19 protein-coding genes are annotated in these 20,963 nt (G+C 72.8%); 7 read left to right on the forward strand and 12 right to left on the reverse strand.

All coding sequences use genetic code 11. The annotated features are described in order from the left end of the window. Nucleotides 1-137: 137 nt before the first annotated feature. From NDAS_RS05365 to NDAS_RS05375, 3 genes are all read right to left on the reverse strand, one after another. Nucleotides 138-782, reverse strand: a complete 645-nt coding sequence (locus NDAS_RS05365) for a GOLPH3/VPS74 family protein (RefSeq protein WP_013152124.1) — start codon at nt 780-782, stop codon at nt 138-140. A gap of 124 nt (nt 783-906) precedes the next feature. Next, complete coding sequence (locus tag NDAS_RS05370; protein ID WP_013152125.1) at nt 907-1,635, reverse strand: ABC transporter permease; 729 nt, start codon at nt 1,633-1,635, stop codon at nt 907-909. Nucleotides 1,636-1,741: 106 nt separating this feature from the next. Then, nucleotides 1,742-2,626, reverse strand: coding sequence for an ABC transporter ATP-binding protein (locus tag NDAS_RS05375; protein ID WP_041552414.1), 885 nt, complete (start codon nt 2,624-2,626; stop codon nt 1,742-1,744). Between the two features lie 164 nt (nt 2,627-2,790). On the opposite strand from NDAS_RS05375, the gene NDAS_RS05380 reads away from it, so the two are divergent. From NDAS_RS05380 to NDAS_RS05395, 4 genes are all read left to right on the forward strand, one after another. Continuing rightward, complete coding sequence (locus NDAS_RS05380) at nt 2,791-3,039, forward strand: hypothetical protein (RefSeq protein ID WP_013152127.1); 249 nt, start codon at nt 2,791-2,793, stop codon at nt 3,037-3,039. Further along, nucleotides 3,036-3,638, forward strand: a complete 603-nt coding sequence (locus tag NDAS_RS05385) for a response regulator transcription factor (protein ID WP_013152128.1) — start codon at nt 3,036-3,038, stop codon at nt 3,636-3,638. The genes NDAS_RS05380 and NDAS_RS05385 overlap by 4 nt, the downstream gene beginning before the upstream one ends. Before the next feature lie 541 nt (nt 3,639-4,179). Next, the gene (locus NDAS_RS05390) at nt 4,180-4,950 is read left to right on the forward strand and encodes a DUF3159 domain-containing protein (protein ID WP_013152129.1); all 771 of its coding nucleotides are present in this window, start codon (nt 4,180-4,182) and stop codon (nt 4,948-4,950) included. 483 nt (nt 4,951-5,433) lie between these two features. Continuing rightward, nucleotides 5,434-6,249, forward strand: a complete 816-nt coding sequence (locus NDAS_RS05395) for an SAM-dependent methyltransferase (RefSeq protein ID WP_013152130.1) — start codon at nt 5,434-5,436, stop codon at nt 6,247-6,249. 202 nt (nt 6,250-6,451) lie between these two features. On the opposite strand, the gene NDAS_RS05400 is transcribed toward NDAS_RS05395, so the two are convergent. The 5 genes from NDAS_RS05400 to NDAS_RS05420 all read right to left on the reverse strand — a co-directional run bounded on the left by NDAS_RS05400 (nt 6,452) and on the right by NDAS_RS05420 (nt 13,276). Then, complete coding sequence (locus NDAS_RS05400; protein WP_013152131.1) at nt 6,452-8,005, reverse strand: glycoside hydrolase family 43 protein; 1,554 nt, start codon at nt 8,003-8,005, stop codon at nt 6,452-6,454. A 150-nt stretch (nt 8,006-8,155) separates the two neighbouring features. Continuing rightward, a complete protein-coding gene (locus NDAS_RS05405; protein ID WP_013152132.1) occupies nt 8,156-9,061 on the reverse strand; it encodes a carbohydrate ABC transporter permease in 906 nt (301 codons plus the stop codon). Between the two features lies 1 nt (nt 9,062). Further along, on the reverse strand, nt 9,063-10,010 hold the full coding sequence (locus tag NDAS_RS05410) for a carbohydrate ABC transporter permease (protein WP_013152133.1): 948 nt from the start codon (nt 10,008-10,010) through the stop codon (nt 9,063-9,065). Continuing rightward, a complete protein-coding gene (locus tag NDAS_RS05415; RefSeq protein WP_013152134.1) occupies nt 10,007-11,362 on the reverse strand; it encodes an extracellular solute-binding protein in 1,356 nt (451 codons plus the stop codon). Before NDAS_RS05415 ends, NDAS_RS05410 begins: the two co-directional genes overlap by 4 nt. Before the next feature lie 69 nt (nt 11,363-11,431). Next, a complete protein-coding gene (locus NDAS_RS05420; RefSeq protein ID WP_013152135.1) occupies nt 11,432-13,276 on the reverse strand; it encodes a glycoside hydrolase family 2 protein in 1,845 nt (614 codons plus the stop codon). Nucleotides 13,277-13,444: 168 nt separating this feature from the next. On the opposite strand from NDAS_RS05420, the gene NDAS_RS05425 reads away from it, so the two are divergent. Further along, complete coding sequence (locus NDAS_RS05425; protein WP_013152136.1) at nt 13,445-14,497, forward strand: LacI family DNA-binding transcriptional regulator; 1,053 nt, start codon at nt 13,445-13,447, stop codon at nt 14,495-14,497. Nucleotides 14,498-14,645: 148 nt separating this feature from the next. Here NDAS_RS05425 and NDAS_RS05430 read toward each other — a convergent pair whose 3' ends face one another. Beyond that, complete coding sequence (locus NDAS_RS05430) at nt 14,646-15,014, reverse strand: hypothetical protein (RefSeq protein ID WP_013152137.1); 369 nt, start codon at nt 15,012-15,014, stop codon at nt 14,646-14,648. Nucleotides 15,015-15,111: 97 nt separating this feature from the next. On the opposite strand from NDAS_RS05430, the gene NDAS_RS05435 reads away from it, so the two are divergent. Both NDAS_RS05435 and NDAS_RS27795 read left to right on the forward strand, forming a co-directional pair. Next, nucleotides 15,112-15,888 (forward strand): Scr1 family TA system antitoxin-like transcriptional regulator, encoded by a 777-nt coding sequence (locus tag NDAS_RS05435; RefSeq protein ID WP_013152138.1) that lies wholly within the window; start codon nt 15,112-15,114, stop codon nt 15,886-15,888. Beyond that, on the forward strand, nt 15,888-16,058 hold the full coding sequence (locus tag NDAS_RS27795; protein ID WP_210745985.1) for a DUF397 domain-containing protein: 171 nt from the start codon (nt 15,888-15,890) through the stop codon (nt 16,056-16,058). Before NDAS_RS05435 ends, NDAS_RS27795 begins: the two co-directional genes overlap by 1 nt. A gap of 42 nt (nt 16,059-16,100) precedes the next feature. Here NDAS_RS27795 and NDAS_RS05440 read toward each other — a convergent pair whose 3' ends face one another. The 3 genes from NDAS_RS05440 to NDAS_RS05450 form a co-directional block, all read right to left on the reverse strand. Further along, nucleotides 16,101-16,847, reverse strand: coding sequence for a spermidine synthase family protein (locus NDAS_RS05440; RefSeq protein ID WP_013152140.1), 747 nt, complete (start codon nt 16,845-16,847; stop codon nt 16,101-16,103). A 104-nt stretch (nt 16,848-16,951) separates the two neighbouring features. Next, nucleotides 16,952-19,222, reverse strand: a complete 2,271-nt coding sequence (locus NDAS_RS05445) for a phosphodiester glycosidase family protein (protein WP_013152141.1) — start codon at nt 19,220-19,222, stop codon at nt 16,952-16,954. 376 nt (nt 19,223-19,598) lie between these two features. Beyond that, nucleotides 19,599-20,948, reverse strand: a complete 1,350-nt coding sequence (locus NDAS_RS05450) for an MFS transporter (RefSeq protein WP_013152142.1) — start codon at nt 20,946-20,948, stop codon at nt 19,599-19,601. Between the last annotated feature and the right edge of the window lie 15 nt (nt 20,949-20,963).

The raw sequence follows: 20,963 nt of genomic DNA on the forward strand, positions 1-20,963 counted from the left end.
CTCGCCGAATGGACGTTTACCCCTCCCGGCGCCTCCGTGGCGCTTCGGGAGAGGTCCGTGACCCGGCCCCGCGCCGGGGAGCGGTCGGCGTCGTGACGGGGCGGCCGGGCGAACGCGGACGAGCGCGGCCGCGCCGGTCAGGCGGACGCTCCCTTGCCGGTGGCCATGACGGCGGTGCGGACCGCGTTGCGCAGTCCGGGGGCGGCGGCGTCGAAGCGCTCCTGGACCGCCCTGACCGCGGGCCGGTGCCGCCAGCGCTCGTTGGGGGCGAACACGGTCCACACGTCGCCCTCGGTCGCGATCGCGACCAGGGCCGCGTCCTGGAGGGGCACCGCCGCCGGGTCGCCGCCGCCCAGGACCGCCTCGCGCGTGCGCTCGCGCAGCCGGTCCGCCTCCTCGGGACGGTTGGGGGTGACCGTGCGGGTGGGGAAGACCCCCAGCGTCCGGCCGCGCCTGACCGTGACCGACCCGTTCGCGACGAGCCCCTCGCGCACCATCTCCTCGGCCCTGCCCATCTGGGGGTAGAGGAGGTTGATCCAGTGGTGCGGCTCGTTGGGGGACAGGTCGGACAGGACCCGGGCCAGGAACGGGTCCCGGGGCGCCCGGGCGATGGCGCGCGTCACCTTGCCGTCGCGGGGGCGCAGCAGCCCGCCCAGGGTCAGGTCGGCCAGCGCCGCGGCGCACAGCAGTTGGCCGCGGTAGCCGGCGCTGACGGGGTCGAACCGGTTGTTGTCGGTGTCGTAGCTGAGCAGGTAGAGCCGCTGCGGCAGCGTCAGGTCCATGTCGTTCTCCTCTCGAAGGCGTCCTCGCGGGGCGCCCGCCCGCGGCGGGAGCCCTCGCGGGCCCGGTCGGGATCTGTCGTGGAAGTACCCCGTCCGCGTGTGCGGGCGGCCCGCGCCGGGGCCCTCACCTGCGCGGTTCCCAACGGAAGATCCGGGTGGCCGCCGCGACGGCGACGACGACCCAGGCCAGCGTGGGCGCCAGCAGGAACAGGGAGTCGGCGACCGGGACGCCGCCGCTCCATGCGTTGACGACCAGCTCCGAGGCCGAGCCGCCGGGCAGCAGCCGCTTGAGCAGGGTCAGCTCCTCGGTGCCGGTGAACCCCACCCACCCGGAGACGGCCAGGACGCCGATCATGATGGGCAGCGTGGTCACCTGGGCGTGGTCGGGGGAGTTGGTCAGTCCGGCCGTGGCCAGCCCCAGGCCCGCCATCATGACCATCGTCGCGACGACGGCCGCCACCAGCAGGAGCAGGTTGTCCGGGGCGCCGCCGACCACGGCCAGCACGGTCAGGATCACGGCCACCTGGACCAGCGTGACGGCGGTGACCGGGAGCAGCAGCCCGGTGAGGATACTGGCGTCGCCCGAGGCCGTGGAGCGCAGCCGCTTGAGGAAGAGGTTCTGCCTCCGGGAGGCGAGCGTGGTGACCGAGGTGGTGTAGAGCCCCATGGTCACCACGAGGAACACCAGGATCGAGGCGATGGCGCCCGGGTCCACGGCCTCGCGCAGCGCGGGGAAGGTCTGGTGCATGTAGATGTAGAACGCGCTGGAGGCCGCCGGGACGATGAGCATGGTGACCAGAACCAGCCGGTTCCGGAAGATCTGGATCAGCTCGCTCTGAGCGATCGAGAGCATGGTGCGGGTCCTTTTCCTGGAAGGTGCGGGAGAGCCGGGGCGGTGGACGTCGTCCGCCGCGCGGTGGGGCGCGGGTACCCGGGGACACGGGTCCCGGAAGAGCGGGCTAGTCGTCGCCGATGGAGCGGAAGACGTCGTCGAGCCGGGTCGGCCCGGCCTCCAGCCCCCGCAGTTCGACCGCGTTGTCCTGCGCCCAGCCGAGCAGGGTGTACAGGTCCTTCTGCAGGCCGAGGGTCTCGACGAGGAAGGCCCCGTCGCCCTGGCGCGCGGCCTGGACCGGCGGCGTCGGAGCGGTGTCGGGCAGGGAGAAGCGGATCGTGGCCGGAAGGGTCTGCGTCAGCTCGGCCACGGTGCCCTCCCGGTGGAGGGAGCCCCTGTGCATCAGCCCGATGCGGTCGGCGCGCTGCTGGGCCTCCTCCAGGTAGTGCGTGGTCAGCACGATGGTCGAGCCGTCCTCGCGCAGCCTGTCCACGGCCTCCCACAGCCCGTCCCGGGACTGGATGTCCAGCCCGGTGGTGGGCTCGTCCAGGAAGATCAGCTCCGGCGACCCGTACGCGGCGGTGGCGAAGTCCAGCCGCCGCTTCTCGCCGCCCGAGAGCTGGGACACCTTGGTACCGGCCTTGGCGGTGAGGCCGACCATGCCGAGCACGCGTCCGACCGTGTCCGTGCGCAGGGTGAGCCCGCCGATCAGCCGGACCGACTCCTTCACCGTCAGGTCCGGGGAGAACCCGCTCTCCTGGAGCATGATGCCCACCCGGGGCCGCACGGCGCGCCGGTCGCGCGGGTCCTGGCCGAAGACCCGTACGGTGCCCGAGGTGGCGGTGCGGTGGCCCTCGACGGTCTCCAGGGTCGAGGTCTTGCCCGCGCCGTTCGTGCCGAGCAGCGCGTAGAGCTCCCCGCGCCCCACCTGGAGGGACAGGTCCCTCACGGCGTGGAAGTCCCCGTACTTGAGGTTGAGCCGTTCGACGTCGATGACTGCTGTGGAGGTCATGTGTCCATTGCAGCGTCCGACGCGCTCCGGGGGCAGTGGGACCACGTCACCACCCGGCCGTGACGTTTGTCGGGGTGAGGCCATGACGCGGTGTCACTGGTGGGCGCGGCGCGATCGGCGGAATACTGGGGCGGACCCCTGCCCTCGAACCCGGAGAGCCGCACATGGACACCCGGCCCCCGCGCACCCCGCCGACGGCGGCTCCGGCCCTCCTGCGGCCGCCCGGGGCGCTGGTCCGGCACGACCCGTCGGCGTCCTACGCCTTCGCCACCGTGGCCGCCCCGCGCGAACGCGTGGCCGACCGCGGCGGCGGGTCGACGGTCGGACACGACAAGGGCCGGTCCCCGACCGCCGCGCAGTTCCCGCGCCCGGCCCCGGCACAGCGCACGACAACGCGGAAGGACAACCGATGACCACCGTGGTACTCGCCGACGACGAGGCCCTCCTGCGCAAGGCGATGGCCGCCCTGCTCTCGCTGGAGGGGGAGATCACCGTGCTCGCCGAGGCGGAGGACGGGGAGGAGGCCGTGCGGGCCACGCTGGACCACCGGCCCGACGTGCTCGTCATCGACCTGGAGATGCCCAACGTGGACGGGCTCGGCGCCGTCGAGCGGATCCGCCGTGAACTGCCGGACCAGGTGATCCTCATGCTCACCCGCCACGCCAGGCCCGGGGTGCTCCGCAAGGCGCTCAAGCTCCGGGTGCAGGGGTTCGTCAGCAAGTCCGCGGAACCGGCGCACATCGCCTCGGTCATCGCCAACCTGCACCAGGGCAGGCGGTGGATCGACCCGGACGTCTCCGCGCTCGCCGTCATCGACGACTGCCCGCTCACCGACCGCGAGGTGGACGTGCTGCGGGCGACCAGCGAGGGCTACTCGGTCGCCGACATCGCCGCCCAGCTCCACCTGGCGGAGGGCACGGTGCGCAACTACCTCTCCAACGCGATGCAGAAGACCCAGACGCGGACGCGGCACGAGGCGGCGCGGTACGCGCGCGAGCACGACTGGCTGTGAGCCTTCGGCGCCGCCTTCCCGGATGCCGCCTTCCCGGATGCCGCCTTCCCGGACGCCGCCTTCCCGGCGTCGTGGGCCCGTGACACCGGCCCGCGGCGCCGCTTCTCCGATGTGCCCGGGCCGGTTCGGGACCGGGGCGGGCCCGTGTGCCTCCCAGCGGAGGGCGGCCTCCCGTCTCCCCGCGGGAGGCCGCGGACTTCCGTGCGCCCGGGGAGCGCCGGGGGGACACCCGGGCGCCGGGGCGGTCGTGACACATCGGTGACCTCGTGTTTCGCGTTCCACCAGTGACACCACGTCATGGTCGGTCGCAGCGCGACGTCATGGCGAAGTGGTGACGCCGTCGCACTGCCCGAGGAGCGCGCGCACCGGTGGAATAGGGGTCATGAGCTTCACACCGGTCACCACCGGAGGACACCCGGAGCGAACGCGAAGCACCTCGTCGCCCCTTCCCCGCACGGGGGCGGCCCGGATGCGACCGCGACCGCGACGGAGCGCCGACCCGGCGGCGGAGCCGGTCCCGGACCCGAAAGAGAGGAACGACATGGCACGCAGCGACACGACCGCAGCCCAGAACCTCCTCGACTCCCCCGAGCACACCGACCCGAACACCTCCCCGGACGGAGTGACCATGACCGAGCACCTCCCCGCCCAGCCCCGGCAGTCCCCCGGCCCCGCCCAGCCCGTCAGCGCCAAGCAGGCGGCGATGGACGCCGCGGGCGGCCCGTGGGGCATGGTCCTCTCGGCGATCCCGGCCCTGGTCTTCGCGGGGGCCATCGCCTTCGTCCCGCCGCTGGTCGCCGTCGGGATCGCGATCGCTCTGGCCGTGGTGATCGCCGTGGTGCAACTCTGGCGCGGCAAGCCCTTCAGCTCCGTGTACGGCGGGGTGCTCGGCGTCGTGATCGCCGGAGGCATCGTCGCCTGGACCGGTTCGGCCAACGACTTCTTCGTGATCGGGATCTGGGCCGCCCTGGCGCTGGGCGCGGCCACGCTCGCCACGACCCTCATGAACCGGCCGGCGACCGGCGTCATCTGGAACGCCGTGCACGGCGGCACCCACGCCTGGCGTGAGGACCGGCCCACGCTGGTCGCGCACCACGCCGCCACGTTCGCGGTGCTGGCCATGTGCGTGCTGCGCTTCGTGGTGCAGGGCTGGCTCTACCTGGCCGACTCCACCGCCGGGCTGGCGATCGCCGACACCCTGATGGGCTTCCCGCTGACCGCCCTGGTCGCCGTGGTGGTCATCTGGGCGTTCCGCCGCTCCACCAAGCGCCTGATCAAGTCCTCCGGCTCCGAGGCCGCCGAGCGGAGCTGACCGCCCCCGCCGGCCTCCGGACCGCCCGTCCGCAACACATCCCCAGCGCCCCGCCGCGCGGGCCGATGACCCCCGGCCCGCGCGGCGGGGCGTTCGGTACACGGCTCCGGCACGCGGCGGGGCGGGCGGAGGCCACCGCGGTACATGCCGTCGCCCCGCTGTCCCGCAGCCCTACGGCCGCGCCCCGGCGCTGGGCCGTCCCACCTCTGGGCCGCCCTCCCGCCGCGCCTGGCGGGGTCTCTCCCTTCCGTGGGGGAGCGCCTTCCCCCGGGGCGCGCGCGTCTTCGGTGCCGGGGGCTTTCCCTTTCGTGGGTAATACCGCCCGTAAGGGGAGAATTCGGTCATTCGGTTGGGGGCGTGCGCACACGGTGTGGATAGCATCGGTGCGAGCAGTTTCCCCGATCACGGCGGTATTCCGGCTCCGTGAGCACCGGGGGCTGCGTTCCGTGACGTCCGCCCCCGTCTATCGAGGTAGATGCCCAGATGACCGACGATGCGTCCACTCCCGCCTCCGCCGAACGCCCGCCGCAGATCGACACCACCCGGACCCACTCGGCCCGGATCTGGAACTACTGGATGGGCGGCAAGGACCACTACCCGATCGACCGGGAGGCGGGCGACGCGGTCGCCGCGGGCTTCCCCGAGATCGTGGACCTGGCCCGCACCAGCCGGGAGTTCCTGATCCGCGTCGTGACCCACCTGGCGGGCGAGGCGGGCGTCCGCCAGTTCCTCGACATCGGCACCGGCATGCCCACCGCCAACAACACCCACGAGGTCGCCCAGTCGATCGCCCCGGAGGCCCGCGTGGTCTACGTGGACAACGACCCCCTCGTGCTCGCGCACGCCCGCGCGCTGCTGGTCGGCACCCCCGAGGGGGTCACCGACTACATCGACGCCGACCTGCGCGACCCCGACGCGATCCTGGAACGGGCCGCCCGGACCCTGGACTTCGACCAGCCCATCGCGCTCATGCTCATGGGCGTCCTGGGCCACGTGCCCGACGACGAGGTCCTGCCCGTCGTGCGCCGCCTGGTGGACGCGCTGCCCTCGGGCAGCTACCTGGCCAGCTACGACGGCACCAACACCAGCGAGGCCTACAACGAGGCCATCGAGGTGGGCAACAAGCAGGGCGCCGTCCCCTACCTCCTGCGCAGCCCGGAGGAGGTCGCCGCCCGCTTCGAGGGCCTGGAGCTCCTGGAGCCGGGTGTGGTGCCCTGCCCCCTGTGGCGCCCCGCCCCCATCGAGGTCGGCTCCCGGCGCGGCATGGACCAGTACGGCGGCGTGGCCCGCAAGCCCTGACACCGCACGGACGCCCGACGCCGCCCGTGGACCCCCGCGCCACGTGCGTGCCCGCCGCCGGTACCGGGTGGCGGAGGCGGCCGGGGCGGGCGGCCCCGCTTCCGCGCGGGGCCGCCGGCGCTCGGATGTCGCGGCCCCGCCGCCGCACACGGGCGCACGCCGGATCCGCCCTCGGCCGGGCCGTGAGCGGATCCGGTCGCGCTCAGGGCGCGGGGTAGACCTCCGCGCGGTCGACGGTGACGATGGCGTCGCTCGACCCGGCGGGCCGGTCACCGGTGACCGTGACGGTCAGGGTGTGCTCGCCGGGGCCGAGTTCGGGGCTCAGGTACACGCGCTGCTCCCCGACCCGGAACGGGTGGTGGTAGCTCACCGGCTCCGAGGGCGGCCCGCCGTCCACCGAGAACGTCGCGTAGCCGTGGTCGGTGTCCAGCGACCCGTACACCGCGATCCGCGACCCGGTGAAGTGGTAGGTGGCCGTGGCCCCGGCCTGGGCGGTGTAGTGGTCGTCGCCGTGGAAGCAGTGCGCCCCGCACCGGTCCCCCGTGGTCCAGTCGCCCTCGTAGGAGACCCGCGGCCCGCCCCGGCCGGTGTCGGTGTCGTTGACCGCCGTGCTGCCCGCGCCCGGGTCCCCGGAGGGGAGGCGCTGGGTCGCCCCCGCCGCCAGCGGCCGTCCGAGGTCGGGGGTCCCCTCGGGGGTCCAGCCGATGCGCTGGGCGCGCGTGGACCGGAAGGAGTAGGTGTACTCGGGCGTGTTCTTGGCGTGGTAGGCGATCCAGTCCTCGGTGCCGTCGGGCGAGCGGAAGAAGAAGTGGTGCCCGGGCCCCCAGACCCCGGCCGCGTCGTCGCGGCTGAACAGCGGCCCCGGCAGCTGCTCCCAGGCGTCCGCCGACAGCGGGTCGGCGCCCCCGTCCAGCGCGATCGACCAGATCTGGTAGTCGGGTTTGCCGGTGTCGCAGGTGGAGTAGGTGAGGAAGGTCCGGCCGTCGCGGTACAGCGGGGTCGGCCCCTCCCGGACCTCGGGGCAGCCGCCCTCGTTGGGCAGCGCGACGGGTTCCCCCTCGATCGTCCAGGGGTTGCTCATCCGCGCGGCGTAGAGCTGCTGGGGGCCGCCGTCGAACCCGCGTCCGGGGCTGCTCCAGGCGAAGTAGGGCTGCCCGTCGTGCACGAACGGCTCGCCGTCGATGGCGTAGGTGCCGGTGTCGGCGATCCGTGCCTTGAACTCGTAGGGTCCGGCCGGGTCGTCGTCGGCCGACTCCAGGACGTAGAGCCGGTGGCTGGCGTCCCGCTCCACGGGGTCGGTCAGCCTGCTGTCGGCGGCCGTGTAGTAGAGGTACCAGCGCGGCCCGTCCCCGGTCTGGAACCGGTGCAGCGCCGGGGCCCACAGTTCGGTGTCGCGGCTGGGATCGCTGTCGCGCCACACCTCCACGGGTTCGGCGGTGGCCAGGGTGGCCAGGCTGGGCGAGCTCCACACGGAGATGCGGTCGCCCTGGGTGGTGGACAGGTAGTAGTTCCCGTCGTGGTGCACGATCGTGGGGTCTGCTCCGGCGTTGAGGGGGTTGCGGAACGTTCCCTCCTGGGCGGACTCGGCGGGAACCGCCTGAACTGCCGGTCCGGCGGCATCGGCCGCCGTGGTGGCGGTACCGCTGGAGGACGCGGCGGTGGTGGTGGTGGCGAGGGGGAGTACGAGCAGCGCCAGGGTCAGGGCGCCGAGAGCCGTCAGGTGGTGTCGCGGGCGAGGGGACGTGCGTGGTGACATCGCTGTTTCCCGTCCGGTGGAGTGGTGCTCTTCCTGCTTCTTACGTCGTTGTCGTCGTGCGGTGGAGCCCGCGCGCCCGCGGCCCCGGCGGTGCGCGGTGCGCCCTCGGGCACGCCCCGGCCGGTCGGTCCCGGGCGCGCGGACCGGTTCTCACTGGCCGCCCAGACCCGTCGTGGCGACGCTGTTGACGATCTGGCGCTGGAACAGCATGAACACGACCACCATCGGCGCCGCCGCCACCATCGACGCCGCCAGCTGCGAGGCGTAGAAGGTGCCGTAGGAGTCCAGGATGTTGGGGATGCCCACGGGCAGCGTCATCAGGGCCGGGTCGGTCGTGATGATGAACGGCCACAGGTAGTTGTTCCAGGCGGTGATGAACACGAAGATCGACGCCGCCGCCAGGACGGGCCGCGACAGCGGCATGATCACCGTCGTGAACAGCCTCCAGTAGGAGGCCCCGTCCATGCGGGCCGCCTCGTCCAGCTCGCGCGGCACCGCGTCGAAGAACCGCTTGAGCACGAACACGATGACCGGCGCCACCAGCTGCGGCAGGATCACCGCCGCGTAGGTGTCCACCAGGCCCAGCGACACCATCTGCTGGAACAGCGGCACGATGAGCAGCTGCGGCGGGACCACGATCGCCGCCACCGTGAGGGCCATCAGCGCCGCCCGGCCCCGGAAGTCCATGCGCGACATCGCGAAGGCCGCCGGGGCCGCCACCACGATCGTGAGCAGGGTGACCAGCACGGCGATGACCAGGCTGTTGAACAGCCACATCTGCACGTTCCCGGCCTCGAACAGGTTGCGGTACTGCTCCAGGGTGAACCCGGTCCCGGGGACCAGGGTCGGCGGCAGCGCGACCGCGTCCCCCTCGGTCTTGAACGAGGTGACCAGCGCCCACACCATGGGGGCCAGCCACAGCACCGCGAGGACCGTCAGCGCCGACACGGCGGCGATCCGCGGTCCGCGGCCCCCGCCCAGCATCAGGTCGCGCTGCCTGGCGCGGTCCAGGGCCGCCTCGGCCCGCCGCGTCGAACGCATGCTCCGCGTCGCCATGTCAGACCCTTCTCCGCGCGCTGATCCACAACTGGAGGGCGGCCACGCCCAGGACGAGTGCCAGGAACAGGTAGGAGACGGCGGCGCCGTACCCGAACCGGTAGCCGGTGAAGCCCACGTCGTAGATGTAGAGCAGCAGCGAGCGGGTCGCCTCGCCCGGGCCGCCCCCGGTGAGCAGGTAGATCTGGTCGAAGACCTTCAGCGAGGCCAGCACCTGCAACAGCAGGACGACCACCGTGGTGCCCCGCAGCTGGGGGAGGGTGACGTGGCGCAGGCGGGCCCACGCCCCCGCTCCGTCCAGCGCGGCGGCCTCGTACAGGTGGCCGGGGATCGACTGGAGGGCGGCCAGGTACAGCAGGAAGTTGAACCCGACCGTCCACCACACCGTGGTCAGCGCCACCGACCACATCGCCACGCCCTCGTCGGTCAGCCAGCCCAGGCCCTCCATCCCCAGCAGCCCCAGCGCGTGGTTGAGCAGACCGAAGTCCTCCACGTACAGGAACTTCCACACCAGCGCCACGGTGGCCACCGGCAGCAGGAACGGCAGGAAGAACGACAGCCGCCACAGCCACTGCCCGGGCAGCCCGGTGTGCACCAGGACCGCCATGGCCAGTGCGACCACCACCAGGGGGACGGTGGTGATGAGGGTGAACAGGACGGTGTTGCCCAGGGTCCGCCACACCATCGGGTCGCCCAGCGCCTCGGCGTAGTTGTCCAGCCCGACGACCGCGCCGCCCGCCCCGTTGAGGGCGGTGTCGGTGAAGCTCATCCACAGGCCGCTCACCAGCGGCCAGGCCAGGAACAGCGCGTACACCAGGAGGAAGGGCAGCAGGAACACCAGGGGCGAGTCCGCCAGGCGCCGCCACAGCAGCCGCGCGCCGCCGGGGCCGCCCGGCGGGGAGCCCGCGCCCGCACGGGCGCGGGCGGGGGCTTGGGTGGTCACGCTCATTCCTGGCCTCCCGGGTTGGTGCGGGCGGCCCAGGAGTCCAGGGTCCGGCCCAGGTGGTCCACCGCCGCCTCGGGTCCGTCGCCGGTCAGGGCCGTGCGCAGCGCCTCGCTCACGTCGGAGTGGAACCGCGATCCGGCCCCGGCGAACCACACCTCGGGGTCGAGCACGGGGGTCTCCCCGGCGGCGGCGTAGTCCGACTGCGGGTCCAGCGCCAGGTACTCCGGCGACTGGGCGATCGGCGAGTAGGCCGGGATGTGGCCCGCCTCGCCCCAGATCAGGCTGTTGCGCACCATGAGCGCCACGAACTCGTGGGCGGCGCGCACCCGTGCGGGGTCGGGGTCGCCCTGGCGGGGCAGCACGAAGGCGTGGGAGTCGGCGTACCCGCCGGGCTGGTCGAAGACCGTGGGGAAGGGGGCCGCCCCCAGGTTCTCCACGTGTTCCGACAGGTAGGGCAGCTCCCACTCCCCGCACACGAGCATCGCCGAGCGCCCCGAGGCGAAGGCCGCCAGGGCGGTGGGGTAGTCCAGGTCCGGCTCCGACGTCCGGCCGTCGAGCAGTTCGGCGAGGAAGGAGTACACGCGCAGCGCCGCGTCGCGGTCGAACACCGCCGGTCCGCCCCCGGGCAGCTCCATGGACGCGCCGGTCTGGTTGTACAGCATCCAGAACAGCCGCCACCCCTGGGAGTCGTCGTTGACGTGCCCGTAGGAGACGCCGTTGCCGCCCCCGGCCTCGGCCAGCGCCCGGGAGGCCGCGAGGAACCCCTCGGGGGAGTCCATCCCGGTCAGCTTCCCGTCCCCGTCGAGCAGACCGGCCCGGTCGGCGACTTCGGCGTCGTAGAAGACGATCACCGGGTGGGTGTCCAGCGGGACGGCGTAGGTGGCGCCGTCGTGGATGCCGCGTTCCCACAGGTCGGGTACGAAGTCCTCGGCGGTGACCCCGAACTCGGCCAGCAGGTCCAGGTCGAAGGGTTCGAGCAGCCCGCCGGGGGCGTACCCGGGCAGGCGGGACAGGTGCAGCACGGCCGTCTCGGGGGCCCGACCGCCCACGGAGGCCACCGCCAGCTTGGTGTAGTACGGCGGTCCCCAGGCCAGTGTGCTGGGGGTGACGTCCAGGTGCGGGGCCTGTTCGCGCACCGCGTCCAGCATGGTCTGCACCCGGGCGCCGTCGCCGCCCTGGAACAGGCTCCAGAACCGCACCTGCGTGGTCGATCCCGAACCGGGGGCGGGGGCGCATCCGGCGGCGCCCAGGGCCGAGCCCAGGGCGAGGGCTCCCGTGCCCAGGAGCACGCGGCGCCGCGAGAACGGCGGAGGCGGCCCGGTCGGCGGGCTGGGTCTGCGTGGTGGGTGCGGCATCGGCGGACTCCAAGGGGAGGGCGGGGGGTGGTGGGGGGCGGTGGTCCCCGGGGCGTCCCGGGGACGCACTCACTCGGGCCGACGATCGGCCTTCTCGTACGCGGCGGTCCTGCGCTGGGCGGCCGCGATGCGGGCGGTGTCGAGCTTGTCGCCGCGGTCGAACCGGTAGACGCCGTTGCGTTCCTGGAACACGTCGGTGAGCTGCGTGTAGCAGTAACCGAACATGTCCGGGTCCTCCAGCAGCACGCCCGTCAGACCCTCGAAGCGGGTGTGGAACTCCTCCGGGGTCCTGGGGTCGTCGCCGTACCCCCACGACTGCTCGCCGCCGTCGGTGCCGGGGTCCCAGCGGATCCCGCCGAACTCGCTGCAGAAGTAGGGCTGGCCGCGGTAGGGCACCGACCAGTCGCGGCCGTCCGCGCCGCGGTTGACGTAGGGGTCGTCCTGGGCGAGGCCGCTCATCTGCTTGCGGAACGCCTCGGGGTCCTGCTCGTAGCTGTGGGAGTCATAGACGTCGGTCTCGGGGACCCGGTGGGCGTACCCGGAGGCGTCCACCACCGGGCGGGAGGGGTCGATCGCCTTGGTGGCCAGGAACATCGCGCGGGTCACGTCGTCCAGCGCGGTGAAGCGGTCGTGCAGCCGTTGGAAGGTCTCGTTGAGCGGGCACCACCCGACGACGCTGGGGTGGGAGTAGTCGCGTTCCACGGCTTCGGTCCACTGGGCCACGTAGGAGGCGTCCGGCCGCTGGTTGTCGTCGGCGGGGCCGCCGTGGGCCGCGCACCCCCAGTCGCCGAACTCGCCCCAGACCAGGTAGCCGAGCCGGTCGGCGTGGTAGAGGAAGCGCTCCTCGAAGACCTTCTGGTGCAGGCGGGCCCCGTTGAACCCGGCCCGCAGACCCAGTTCGATGTCGCGCACCAGGGCGGCGTCGTCGGGCGCGGTCATCAGCCCGTCGGGGTAGTAGCCCTGGTCCAGGACCAGGCGCTGGAACACGCGTCGGCCGTTGATCAGGATCGCCTTGCCCTGGACGGAGACCGACCGCAGGCCCGCGTAGGACCCGGCCCGGTCCACCACCCTCCCCTCGGCGTCCAGCAGTTCCAGGCGCAGCGTGTACAGGTGCGGGTCCTGCGGCGACCAGGCGCGGCGCCGCTCCACCGGCACCGCCAGTGTCAGCCGGGGCGCGGTGTCCAGGTCGGCGCGGGCCTCGGCGGCGGTGACCTCGCCGTCCCCGTCCTCCAGGACGGCGCGCACCCGCAGGCCCTCGCCGCTGCCGGACAGCGGCAGGAGCAGGTGGAAGGCCCCGTTGGCCAGGTCCGGGGTGATGCGGGGGCGGCGCAGGTGCGTGTCGGGGACCGGTTCCATCCACACGGTCTGCCAGATCCCGGTGGTGCGCGTGTAGTGGCATCCGGTGTTGGCGTACCAGGTGGCCTGCTTGCCGCGGGCCTGGAAGCCGTGTCGGCTGTCGCGGGCGCGCACGACCACCACGGCCTCCTCGCCGGGAGCGGCGACCCCGGACAGGTCGGCGGTGAAGGGGGTGAACCCGCCGCGGTGGCGGACGACCTCCGTGCCGTTGACCCACACGGTGGTGTCGTGATCGACGGCCTGGAAGTGCAGTAGGACGCGCCGTCCCGCCCAGGCGTCGGGGACGCGGACGGTGCGCCGGTACCAGACCGCCTCCATGAAGTCGGTGTCGCCCACGCCGGACAGCTCCGACTCCGGGCAGAAGGGGACGGTGATGGTGCCGGAGAGTCCGGCCTCGCGCAGGCCCCGTTCGAGCCCGCTGTCGCCGCGGTCGATCTCGAAGTCCCAGGTGCCGTTCAGGCACAGCCAGTCGGGGCGGGTGAACTGCGGGCGCGGGTACTCGGGGCGGGGCGGGGTGGCGGGCCCGTCCCCGCGCTGTGAGCGCTGGTGCGTCGGCACGGAGGTGTTCTCCTTCTCACGGCGTCGTCCTGTGACTGGCGTCACGCCACATGTCAGCACATTTTTACATCGATGTAAATACCTCGATCCGAAGGTCAGGAGGCTCCCGAGGCCGCCGGGAGGGCGGCGGTGGAACGCGGGCTAGGATGGCGCTGATCGGGGGTGGACGTGGGCACGAGGCCGCGTATCAAGGACGTCGCGCGTCAGGCCGGGGTCTCGGAGAAAACCGTTTCCAACGTTATTAACGACCATCCGCACGTCCGGCCCGCCACGCGCGCCGCCGTGGAGGCGGCCATCGACGCGCTGGGCTACCGGGTCAACCTGGCCGGACGCCACCTGCGCCGCGGCCGGACCGGTGTGATCGCGCTGGTCGTGCCCGAACTCGACCTGGGCTACTTCGCCGAACTCGCCGACCTGGTCATCCGCGAGGCCGAGCGCCTCTCGCGCACCGTCCTGGTCCACCAGAGCGAGGCCCGCCGCGAGCGCGAGGAGTCCGCGCTGGAGGGGTTCGGCGCCGACTTCGTGGACGGGGTCATCCTCAGCCCGCTCGCCATGGACGACGCCGCCCTGCGCACGCACCCCTCCCGGCTGCCGGTGGTGCTCCTGGGCGAGCTGCCCCGCACGGTCCGGCACGGCCACGTCGCCATCGACAACGTGGCCGCCGCCCGGGAGGCGACCGAGCACCTGCTCGACGGCGGGCGCACCCGGATCGCGGTGGTGGGCGGTCGGCCGCCGGGCCCCTCCGGCACGGCCGAGCTGCGCACCCGCGGTTACCGCGAGGCCCTGGAGGCGCGGGGGAGGAGCTACGACCCCGAGCTGGTGCGACCGGCCGGGCACTTCCACTGGAGGGACGGGGCGGAGCTGGCCGCCGAACTCGTCGCCGGACCCAGGCCGCCCGACGCGCTGCTGTGCATGAACGACCTGCTGGCGCTGGGGGCGATGCGCGCGCTGCACGACGCAGGGGTGCGGGTCCCCCGGGACGTGGCGGTGGTGGGGTTCGACGACATCGCCCCCGGGCGCTACTCCGTGCCGAGCCTGACCACCGTCGCCCCGGACAAGCCGGGCCTGGCCAGGGAGGCGGTGCGGCTGCTGCTGGAGGAGGTGGAGGCCCGTCGCGGCGCTCCGGACGCGGAGTCCGGGGCCGGGGCCGACCGGGCCTCGGCCAAGGTCGTCGTCGGCCACACCCTCCTGGTGAGGGAGAGCAGCGCCAGCGTGCTCTGAGGCCCGTCCTCCTCGGAGAGACCGGGGCCACCAGACGCGCAAGCCGCTTTACGGAAATGCATGGAAATGGTCTGGTTTTCTGTTCATGCTTGCGTAGGCGAATGAGAATGGACCCCACGGCATGGCGGCGGTGGGGTCCGTCGCCGTGTCACTCTTCCTGTTCGTTCGCACGCCTCCACTCGCTTCGGCGGGGGAGTGGTGGTGCTATCTTTTTGGCGGTTTTGTTCCATTCGGGCAGTTCGGGTGGGGTCGAGGTTCCCGCACGGGTGCGGATGAGGTCGTCCACGACCAGTCCGGCGAAGACACGGGAGTGGGTCCTGTAGTCGCCCTTGCCGTCCAACCACCGGTAGAGGCCGTGTTCGGTGACGGTGACCTGCGCGTACCCGAGATAGGGGCAGCAGGTCAGAGTGGGTACCGGGTCCAGGCTGAACCAGTGGGGCTTGTCGCTGATCTGCGAGGGCAGCTCGCGTGCGGTGAGTTCTTCCTGGAGGTGCTGTAGCTGTTCGATCGCATCCATACACCAACGGTGCGACTGAACAGTGGTTTTGCACAGCTACCAATATCTGCCTGTATGGACATGGTCCAGGGTGCAGATTCCTGGATAGCTTTGAGGTGTGACTGAGAACGAATTCACATCTCTGTTTGCCAAGCTCCGTGAACTGTCCGGTTTGAGGCAGGAGGAGCTTGCCGAACGCGTGGGGTCCTCCGCTGCCTCGGTGTCCCGGTGGGAGACCGGCGTCATCACTCCCAAACGGGCGAAGGTCGAACAGCTCGACAAGGCACTCAAGGCCGAAGGGCGCTTGGTGCGCACGTGGGAACCGGTGGCCACCGGTTCGCAGATTCCGCCTTGGATGCGTTCCAAGGGCGCCCTGGAGGAGAAAGCGGTGGAGATCGACACGGTGACGGTCTCCAACCTCGTGCCCGGCCTCCTCCAGTCCCTGCCCTACGCGCGCATGGTGTTCCGCGCAGGACATCCCAGCGCGTCCAACGACGATGTGGAGCGCTTCGCTCAGCTTCGTGTCTCGCGCTACGAGGTGCTCAAACGAAGGAATGACCCGTTCGTCACCGCCGTCTTCCCCATCTCCGCGCTGACCTGCCTGCCCAGCAGCGTACGCATCGACCAGGTCAAGACGATCCTGCGGCACATCGAACGGGAGCGGATGGCGGTCCACCTGATTCCTGAGGGCAATCCGATGCTGCTGATCGCCGCCTCTGTCCAGGTCTACCGGTTGGCGGATGGCGCTGCCGTGGCGGCCTCCGACTACGCCCGGGGCAACCTCCTGATGGACGAGCCGGAGGACACCGCGGCGGTAGTGTCTGTCGTGAGGAACCTGATCGGACTGTGCTCCCCCTTGGGGGAAACCTCCACCCTGCTAGGAAGGCTGCTGTGATGTGGCACAAGTCGAGTTACAGCAATGACGCCGCTCACTGCGTCGAGGTCAGCGAAGGGCCGACCACCCTGGTACGCGACACCCAGAACCAGGAAGCGGCCACCCTGGCCTTTCCCGCCGCCGAGTGGGCCGCTCTGCTCCGTTGTGAAGGCCCCGCCTCCTCGTGCTGACACCCCGCTCAACCGGTTCCCCGTTCGGGGGAGCGGGGGCGCTCACGACAGCGCGACGTAGACGGTGTTGGACGCGTCGTGGTCCTGCTGGGGGTTGGGGAAGTCTACGACCTCCGCGCGGGCCGTGGTGAAGACCTCCGCCAGCAGCTCGGTGAACTCCTCGTCCGGCGCGTCGTTGGACCACAGCGCGAAGACGCCGCCCGGCGCGAGCAGGCGCTCGCGCAGGCGGCGCAGCCCCTCGGCCGTGTACAGACCGGCGTGACTCGGGTGGAGCAGGTGGCGCGGAGAGTGGTCGATGTCCACGATCACCGCGTGGAACGGCTCCGCGCCCAGGTCGGGGGCGGGCCCCGTCCCGGCGCCGACCGAGGCGAAGAAGTCCCCGTGCTCCAGGCGGCAGCGGGAGTCGGAGACCAGCGCCCCACCCGAGGGGATCAGTCCCTCGCGGTGCCAGTCGATGACCTCGCCCAGCGCCTCCACCACGACCAGGGAGCCCACGCGCGGATCCTCCAGCACCGTGTGCGCGGTGTAGCCCAGGCCCAGACCGCCCACGGCGACGCGCAGGCTGTTCGCCGAGTCTGCCCCACCCGTCTCATCCGCCCCGTCCAGTTCGGCCAGGGCCAACCGGGCCAGTTCGACCTCGGCCGCGGTGAACAGGCTCGACATCAGGAAGTCGTCGTCGAGTTTGATCTCGTAGACCTCCTTGCGGAAGAGGGGGTCGTGGCGGCGCCGGAGGCTGAGCTCCCCCATCGGGGTCGCCCGCCAGTCCAGTTCCTGAAAACGGGCGCTCATCTGTTCTCCTGCTCGTCGTGGTCCCCGGGTCCCCTTCGTACCACGTACCAGCGGGGTGCCGGGCGGCGTTCGGGACCAGTCGGTGGAAGCCCGGGCCCGGCGGGTCAGGGCCCCGTCGTGGTCCGGGCGGTGAGGCCGTCCAGCACCACCTCACCCGCGTAGGCCCGGCTCGGATCCTCCTCCAGCAGGTACACCCGCGAGACCGTGACCGGGTGCCCGACGTCCTCGGGCACCTCCAGGCGCACGTCGCGCCAGCCCTCCCAGTCCACGGCGGGGCCCTCCAGGGAGTGGCCGACACCGTGCGCGTCGGTGAGGCTGAGCATGAGACGGGCGCCGTTGCCGTCGCCGCGCACGCCCACCGTGAACGCGAAGGCCTGGCGGTCCAGGGCGAGCGGCTCGGGCGGGTGGGCGGAGGCGGTCCGGGTGCGGATGTCGCGGGTGAAGTCGTAGGCCAGGGCCAGACCGGGGCCGTCGCGCCCGGCCACGGGGCGCACCTCTGCCCCGCCGCGCGCGGACCGCGCCGTCCACTCCCGCGCGTCCTCGAAGTCCGCCAGGGGAGTCGTCCGCGTACCGATGGAGAACGGTATCCGCGTGCTCACCCCGCCCGCGGTCACCGTGAGGACGCCCGTCCCCTCCCCGGCGCGCGGCCGCACCTCGAAGCCTCCGTCGCCCCGGTCCACGACCTCGACCAGGTCGGGGACGGCCTCGACCCGTGCGTCGACCGGTTCGACGGGCGCCCGCCGCCCGTCCTCGGTGGCCCCGGTGAGCACGAAGGAGGCGGTGTCCTCGGCGGAGGCCATGCCCAGGCGCCGGGGTGCGGCGAGGAGCGTGTCCGGGGCGGGCAGCACCTCCAGGTCGACGGTGTCGCTGACCCGGCCCGCCCGCCCCGTGACGGTCACCGGTCCGGGGTCTCCCGCCACGAACCGGGGGCCGTCGCCGTGTCCGGTGGGCGCGGACAGCTCCAGCTCATCGGTGCGGTCGTCGGGGGAGCGGGGCGCGCCGGGCCCGGACGGCCCGAAGGCCTCGTCGTGCCCGGTGGCGGCCAGGGTGCGGTGCATGCCGGTGAACACGCGTCGGGGGTCGGCCTGGGGCGGCACGGGGGAGCCGTGTTCGGGCCGGGGTTCCAGGGCGGGCCGCAGCCACAGGCCCGAGGTCCGGGCCGAGCCCTCGGTCGCCGTGATCACAAGGCCGTCGGGGACCTCCCGGAGTTGGTCCCCGGCGCGGTTGCGCAGCACCGGGGAGACGCCCCCGGGTTCGCGCACGAGCAGGGTCGAGGATCCGCCGCCGTCCAGCTCCAGGGCCTGCTCGGCCCCGGACGCGGCGAGCAGTTCGGCGACCTCCGCGAGCGTGGATCCGGCGTGGCCGCGGTTGCGCCCGTCCGCGGTCACCACGTGCATGACCTCGCCGTCCTCGGAGAACCCGATCGCGGTACGCGGCGCGCGGGAGACGTCCTCGACGGGGACGGGTTCGCCGTCGCGCACCAGCACGTGCCGTCCGCCCACGACGACGCGGGGTTCGGCGCCCTCGGCCGTGAGGGTGTGCTCCACCTCGACCGGGTCGCCCTCGGACAGGTCGGCGATCCGCTCCGCCGCGGAGCCGCGCGCCACCAGGACCTGTTCGTCCTCCTCGATCGGGCCGCTGCCGGGGGTGACGCTGACCCGCTCGACGACGCCCTCGGAGACCACGGCCTCGGCGACGGCCGTGTCCCCGGGGCTGGTCCCGGGTTCGTACACCACGTGTGCGCGGGGGTGGCCGCCCCAGTCCGACGTGTACAGACCGAGGCCGTCCGCGGGGACGGCGGAGGTGTTGAGGGCGTCGATGTCGAGGTCCCCCGACGGCAGGGACGCGGTCCCTTCGAAGGCCACCTGGCGCACGCTGCCCCTGCCCCCGGCGTCGATGACCACGGCGTTGGCGAACCCCGGGTCGGGCGAGGTGAGCAGGCGCCCGTCGCTCATCCCGGCGCCCAGGGGGGCCTGGGTCGCGCCGATGTCGAAGTAGCCGCCGTTGACCGCGGCGACCACGGTGGACCCCTCCGGGGGCTCGACGGCGGCGGCCATGTCCGCGACCGTCGCGGGGGAGGTGAGGCCGCCCCCGTCGACGTACTCGACCCCGACACCCTCGGTGAGGTCGACGGTGAGGAGGCTGGCGAACTGCTCCCCGCCGCCCCCGGCGCCCGGGACGGGACCGGAGGCGAGGTCCACCCCGGCGGCGATCCGCTCCTCCACGGCCCCGGCGATCCCGCCCGCCGGCGCGGCGACGTCGGCCGTCACCCGGGACGACGGAGCGGCCAGGACCATGGGCGCGACGAGCACGGCGATGACGGGGAGCGCCGCCGAGCGGACGGGGCCCGGGGGCCTTGGGCGGGACAGGTTCACGGGGGCACCCCTTCGCGTGAGGGCTCGTCTGGGCGGTGGGTGACGCGCCCGGTGTCCGGGCCGTGCACATCCTCCACGACGGGTGCTCTTTCCAACGGTGGTACACACCGGAGGGTGAGGACATGAACACGGGGAGAACAGGGGGGTGCGCGGCGGCCGGAGCCCGGGAAGGGGCCCGTTCTCCGGACTCCGGCGCCGCGTGGTCCGGAGGGAGGGCGCCGCAGGACGCCGCGCACACCCCGCCGGGTCCCTCCGCGGGGCCCCGGGTCCGGGAGATCCGGCCCCGGGTGTCCCGGGAACACCCAAGGGCTCCGGGAACACCCAAGGGCTCCGGGAGCCCCCAGGTGTTCCGGGGCCCCAGGAACTTCGGGAGCCCTCAGGAACTCCGGGAGTCCTCGGGCGCCCCGGTCGCGGCGACGGCCGCACCGGCCTCCTCCGCCGACGCGGAACCGGTCGCGCGCCGCAGGCGGCCCTGGACCTGTGTGGTGACGACCGCGAAGGCCGCTGTCGTCACCAGGGTGACCGTCATCCACACCCGCCAGTCGCCCACCGCGACCACCTGCGGAGCGAACAGCACCGCGGCGAGGATGAACAACCGGCTCACGAAGTGGTTGAGGCCGAAGGCCACCCCCTGGGCGTCCGGGTGGACCTCCTCGGTGTACTCCGAGAAGCTGGCCATCCACGGGCCGAGGACGGCGCCGAGCGAGAGGCCGACGCCGGTCAGCAGCACGATGACCAGCGGCAGTGAGGCGGACGCCCCCGCGCCCATCGTGACGACGAGCGCCCCGAGCAGCAGCGTCGCCGCCAGCGCCCCGAGGACCAGGAACGGCTTGCGGTTCTGCGCCCTGTCGGAGAGCCGGGCGAAGACCAGGCTGGCCGCCAGGTTGCTGACCCAGAACGACATCACGATCGCGGACGCCGTGCGCACCGCGACGGCGAAGTGGTCCACCAGCATGGTCTGGCCGTAGGCGTTCATGGTGGCGAGCAGGACGTAGAGCAGCGACATCGCGGCCACGTGCGCCCAGACGACACGGCGGCGCAGGAGCAGCCGCAGCCGCTGCCCGGCGGGGGCCGCCCCGCTCCCGCGGGTCGCATGCTCGGTGAGGCGGATGGTGCGCCGCAGGTTCGGAGCCAGGTCGCGCAGGGTGAGGGCGACGACCGTCGCGCCCACGAAGGCCAGGCCGGACATCACGAAGATCTGCGCGCGCCAGGAGTTGTCGAACAGGTCGAGCGTCAGCGCGGCGACGGCCGCCGCGAAGAAGTTGGCTCCGACGGGGCCCCAGCTCCAGAACGCGAAGGCCTGGGCCCGTCCCATCCGCGGCGTGAAGTCCCGGATCAGGGGCTGGGTGCCGGCCATCGCCACACCCTCGACGAAGGCGAGCAGGATACGCGCGGCGGTGAAGTGGACGACCGTCTGCGACAGCGCCATGAACAGGCACGCCGCCGCGGACAGGAACATGAACGGCACCAGTACGCGGACGCGGCCGATCCGGTCGACCAACTCGCCGCCCAGGTAACCGGACACGGCGCCGAACAGCAGCGACACGGCGGTGATCAGCCCGTAGACCTCCAGGGACAGCCCGAGGTCGGCCAGCAGCAGGGGCAGGACCGGTGCGAGCTGTCCTTCGAAGGCCGAGATGAACAACGCCAGGACGACGACGGCGAGCAGGAGCCGGCGCCGGGCTCCGGTGGGGTACTCGTGGAGCAGTCTGCGGTACGACGGCACGGCACCGACCCTTCT

The organism is Nocardiopsis dassonvillei subsp. dassonvillei DSM 43111 (assembly GCF_000092985.1).
GTDB classification, from domain to species: Bacteria; Actinomycetota; Actinomycetes; order Streptosporangiales; family Streptosporangiaceae; genus Nocardiopsis; species Nocardiopsis dassonvillei.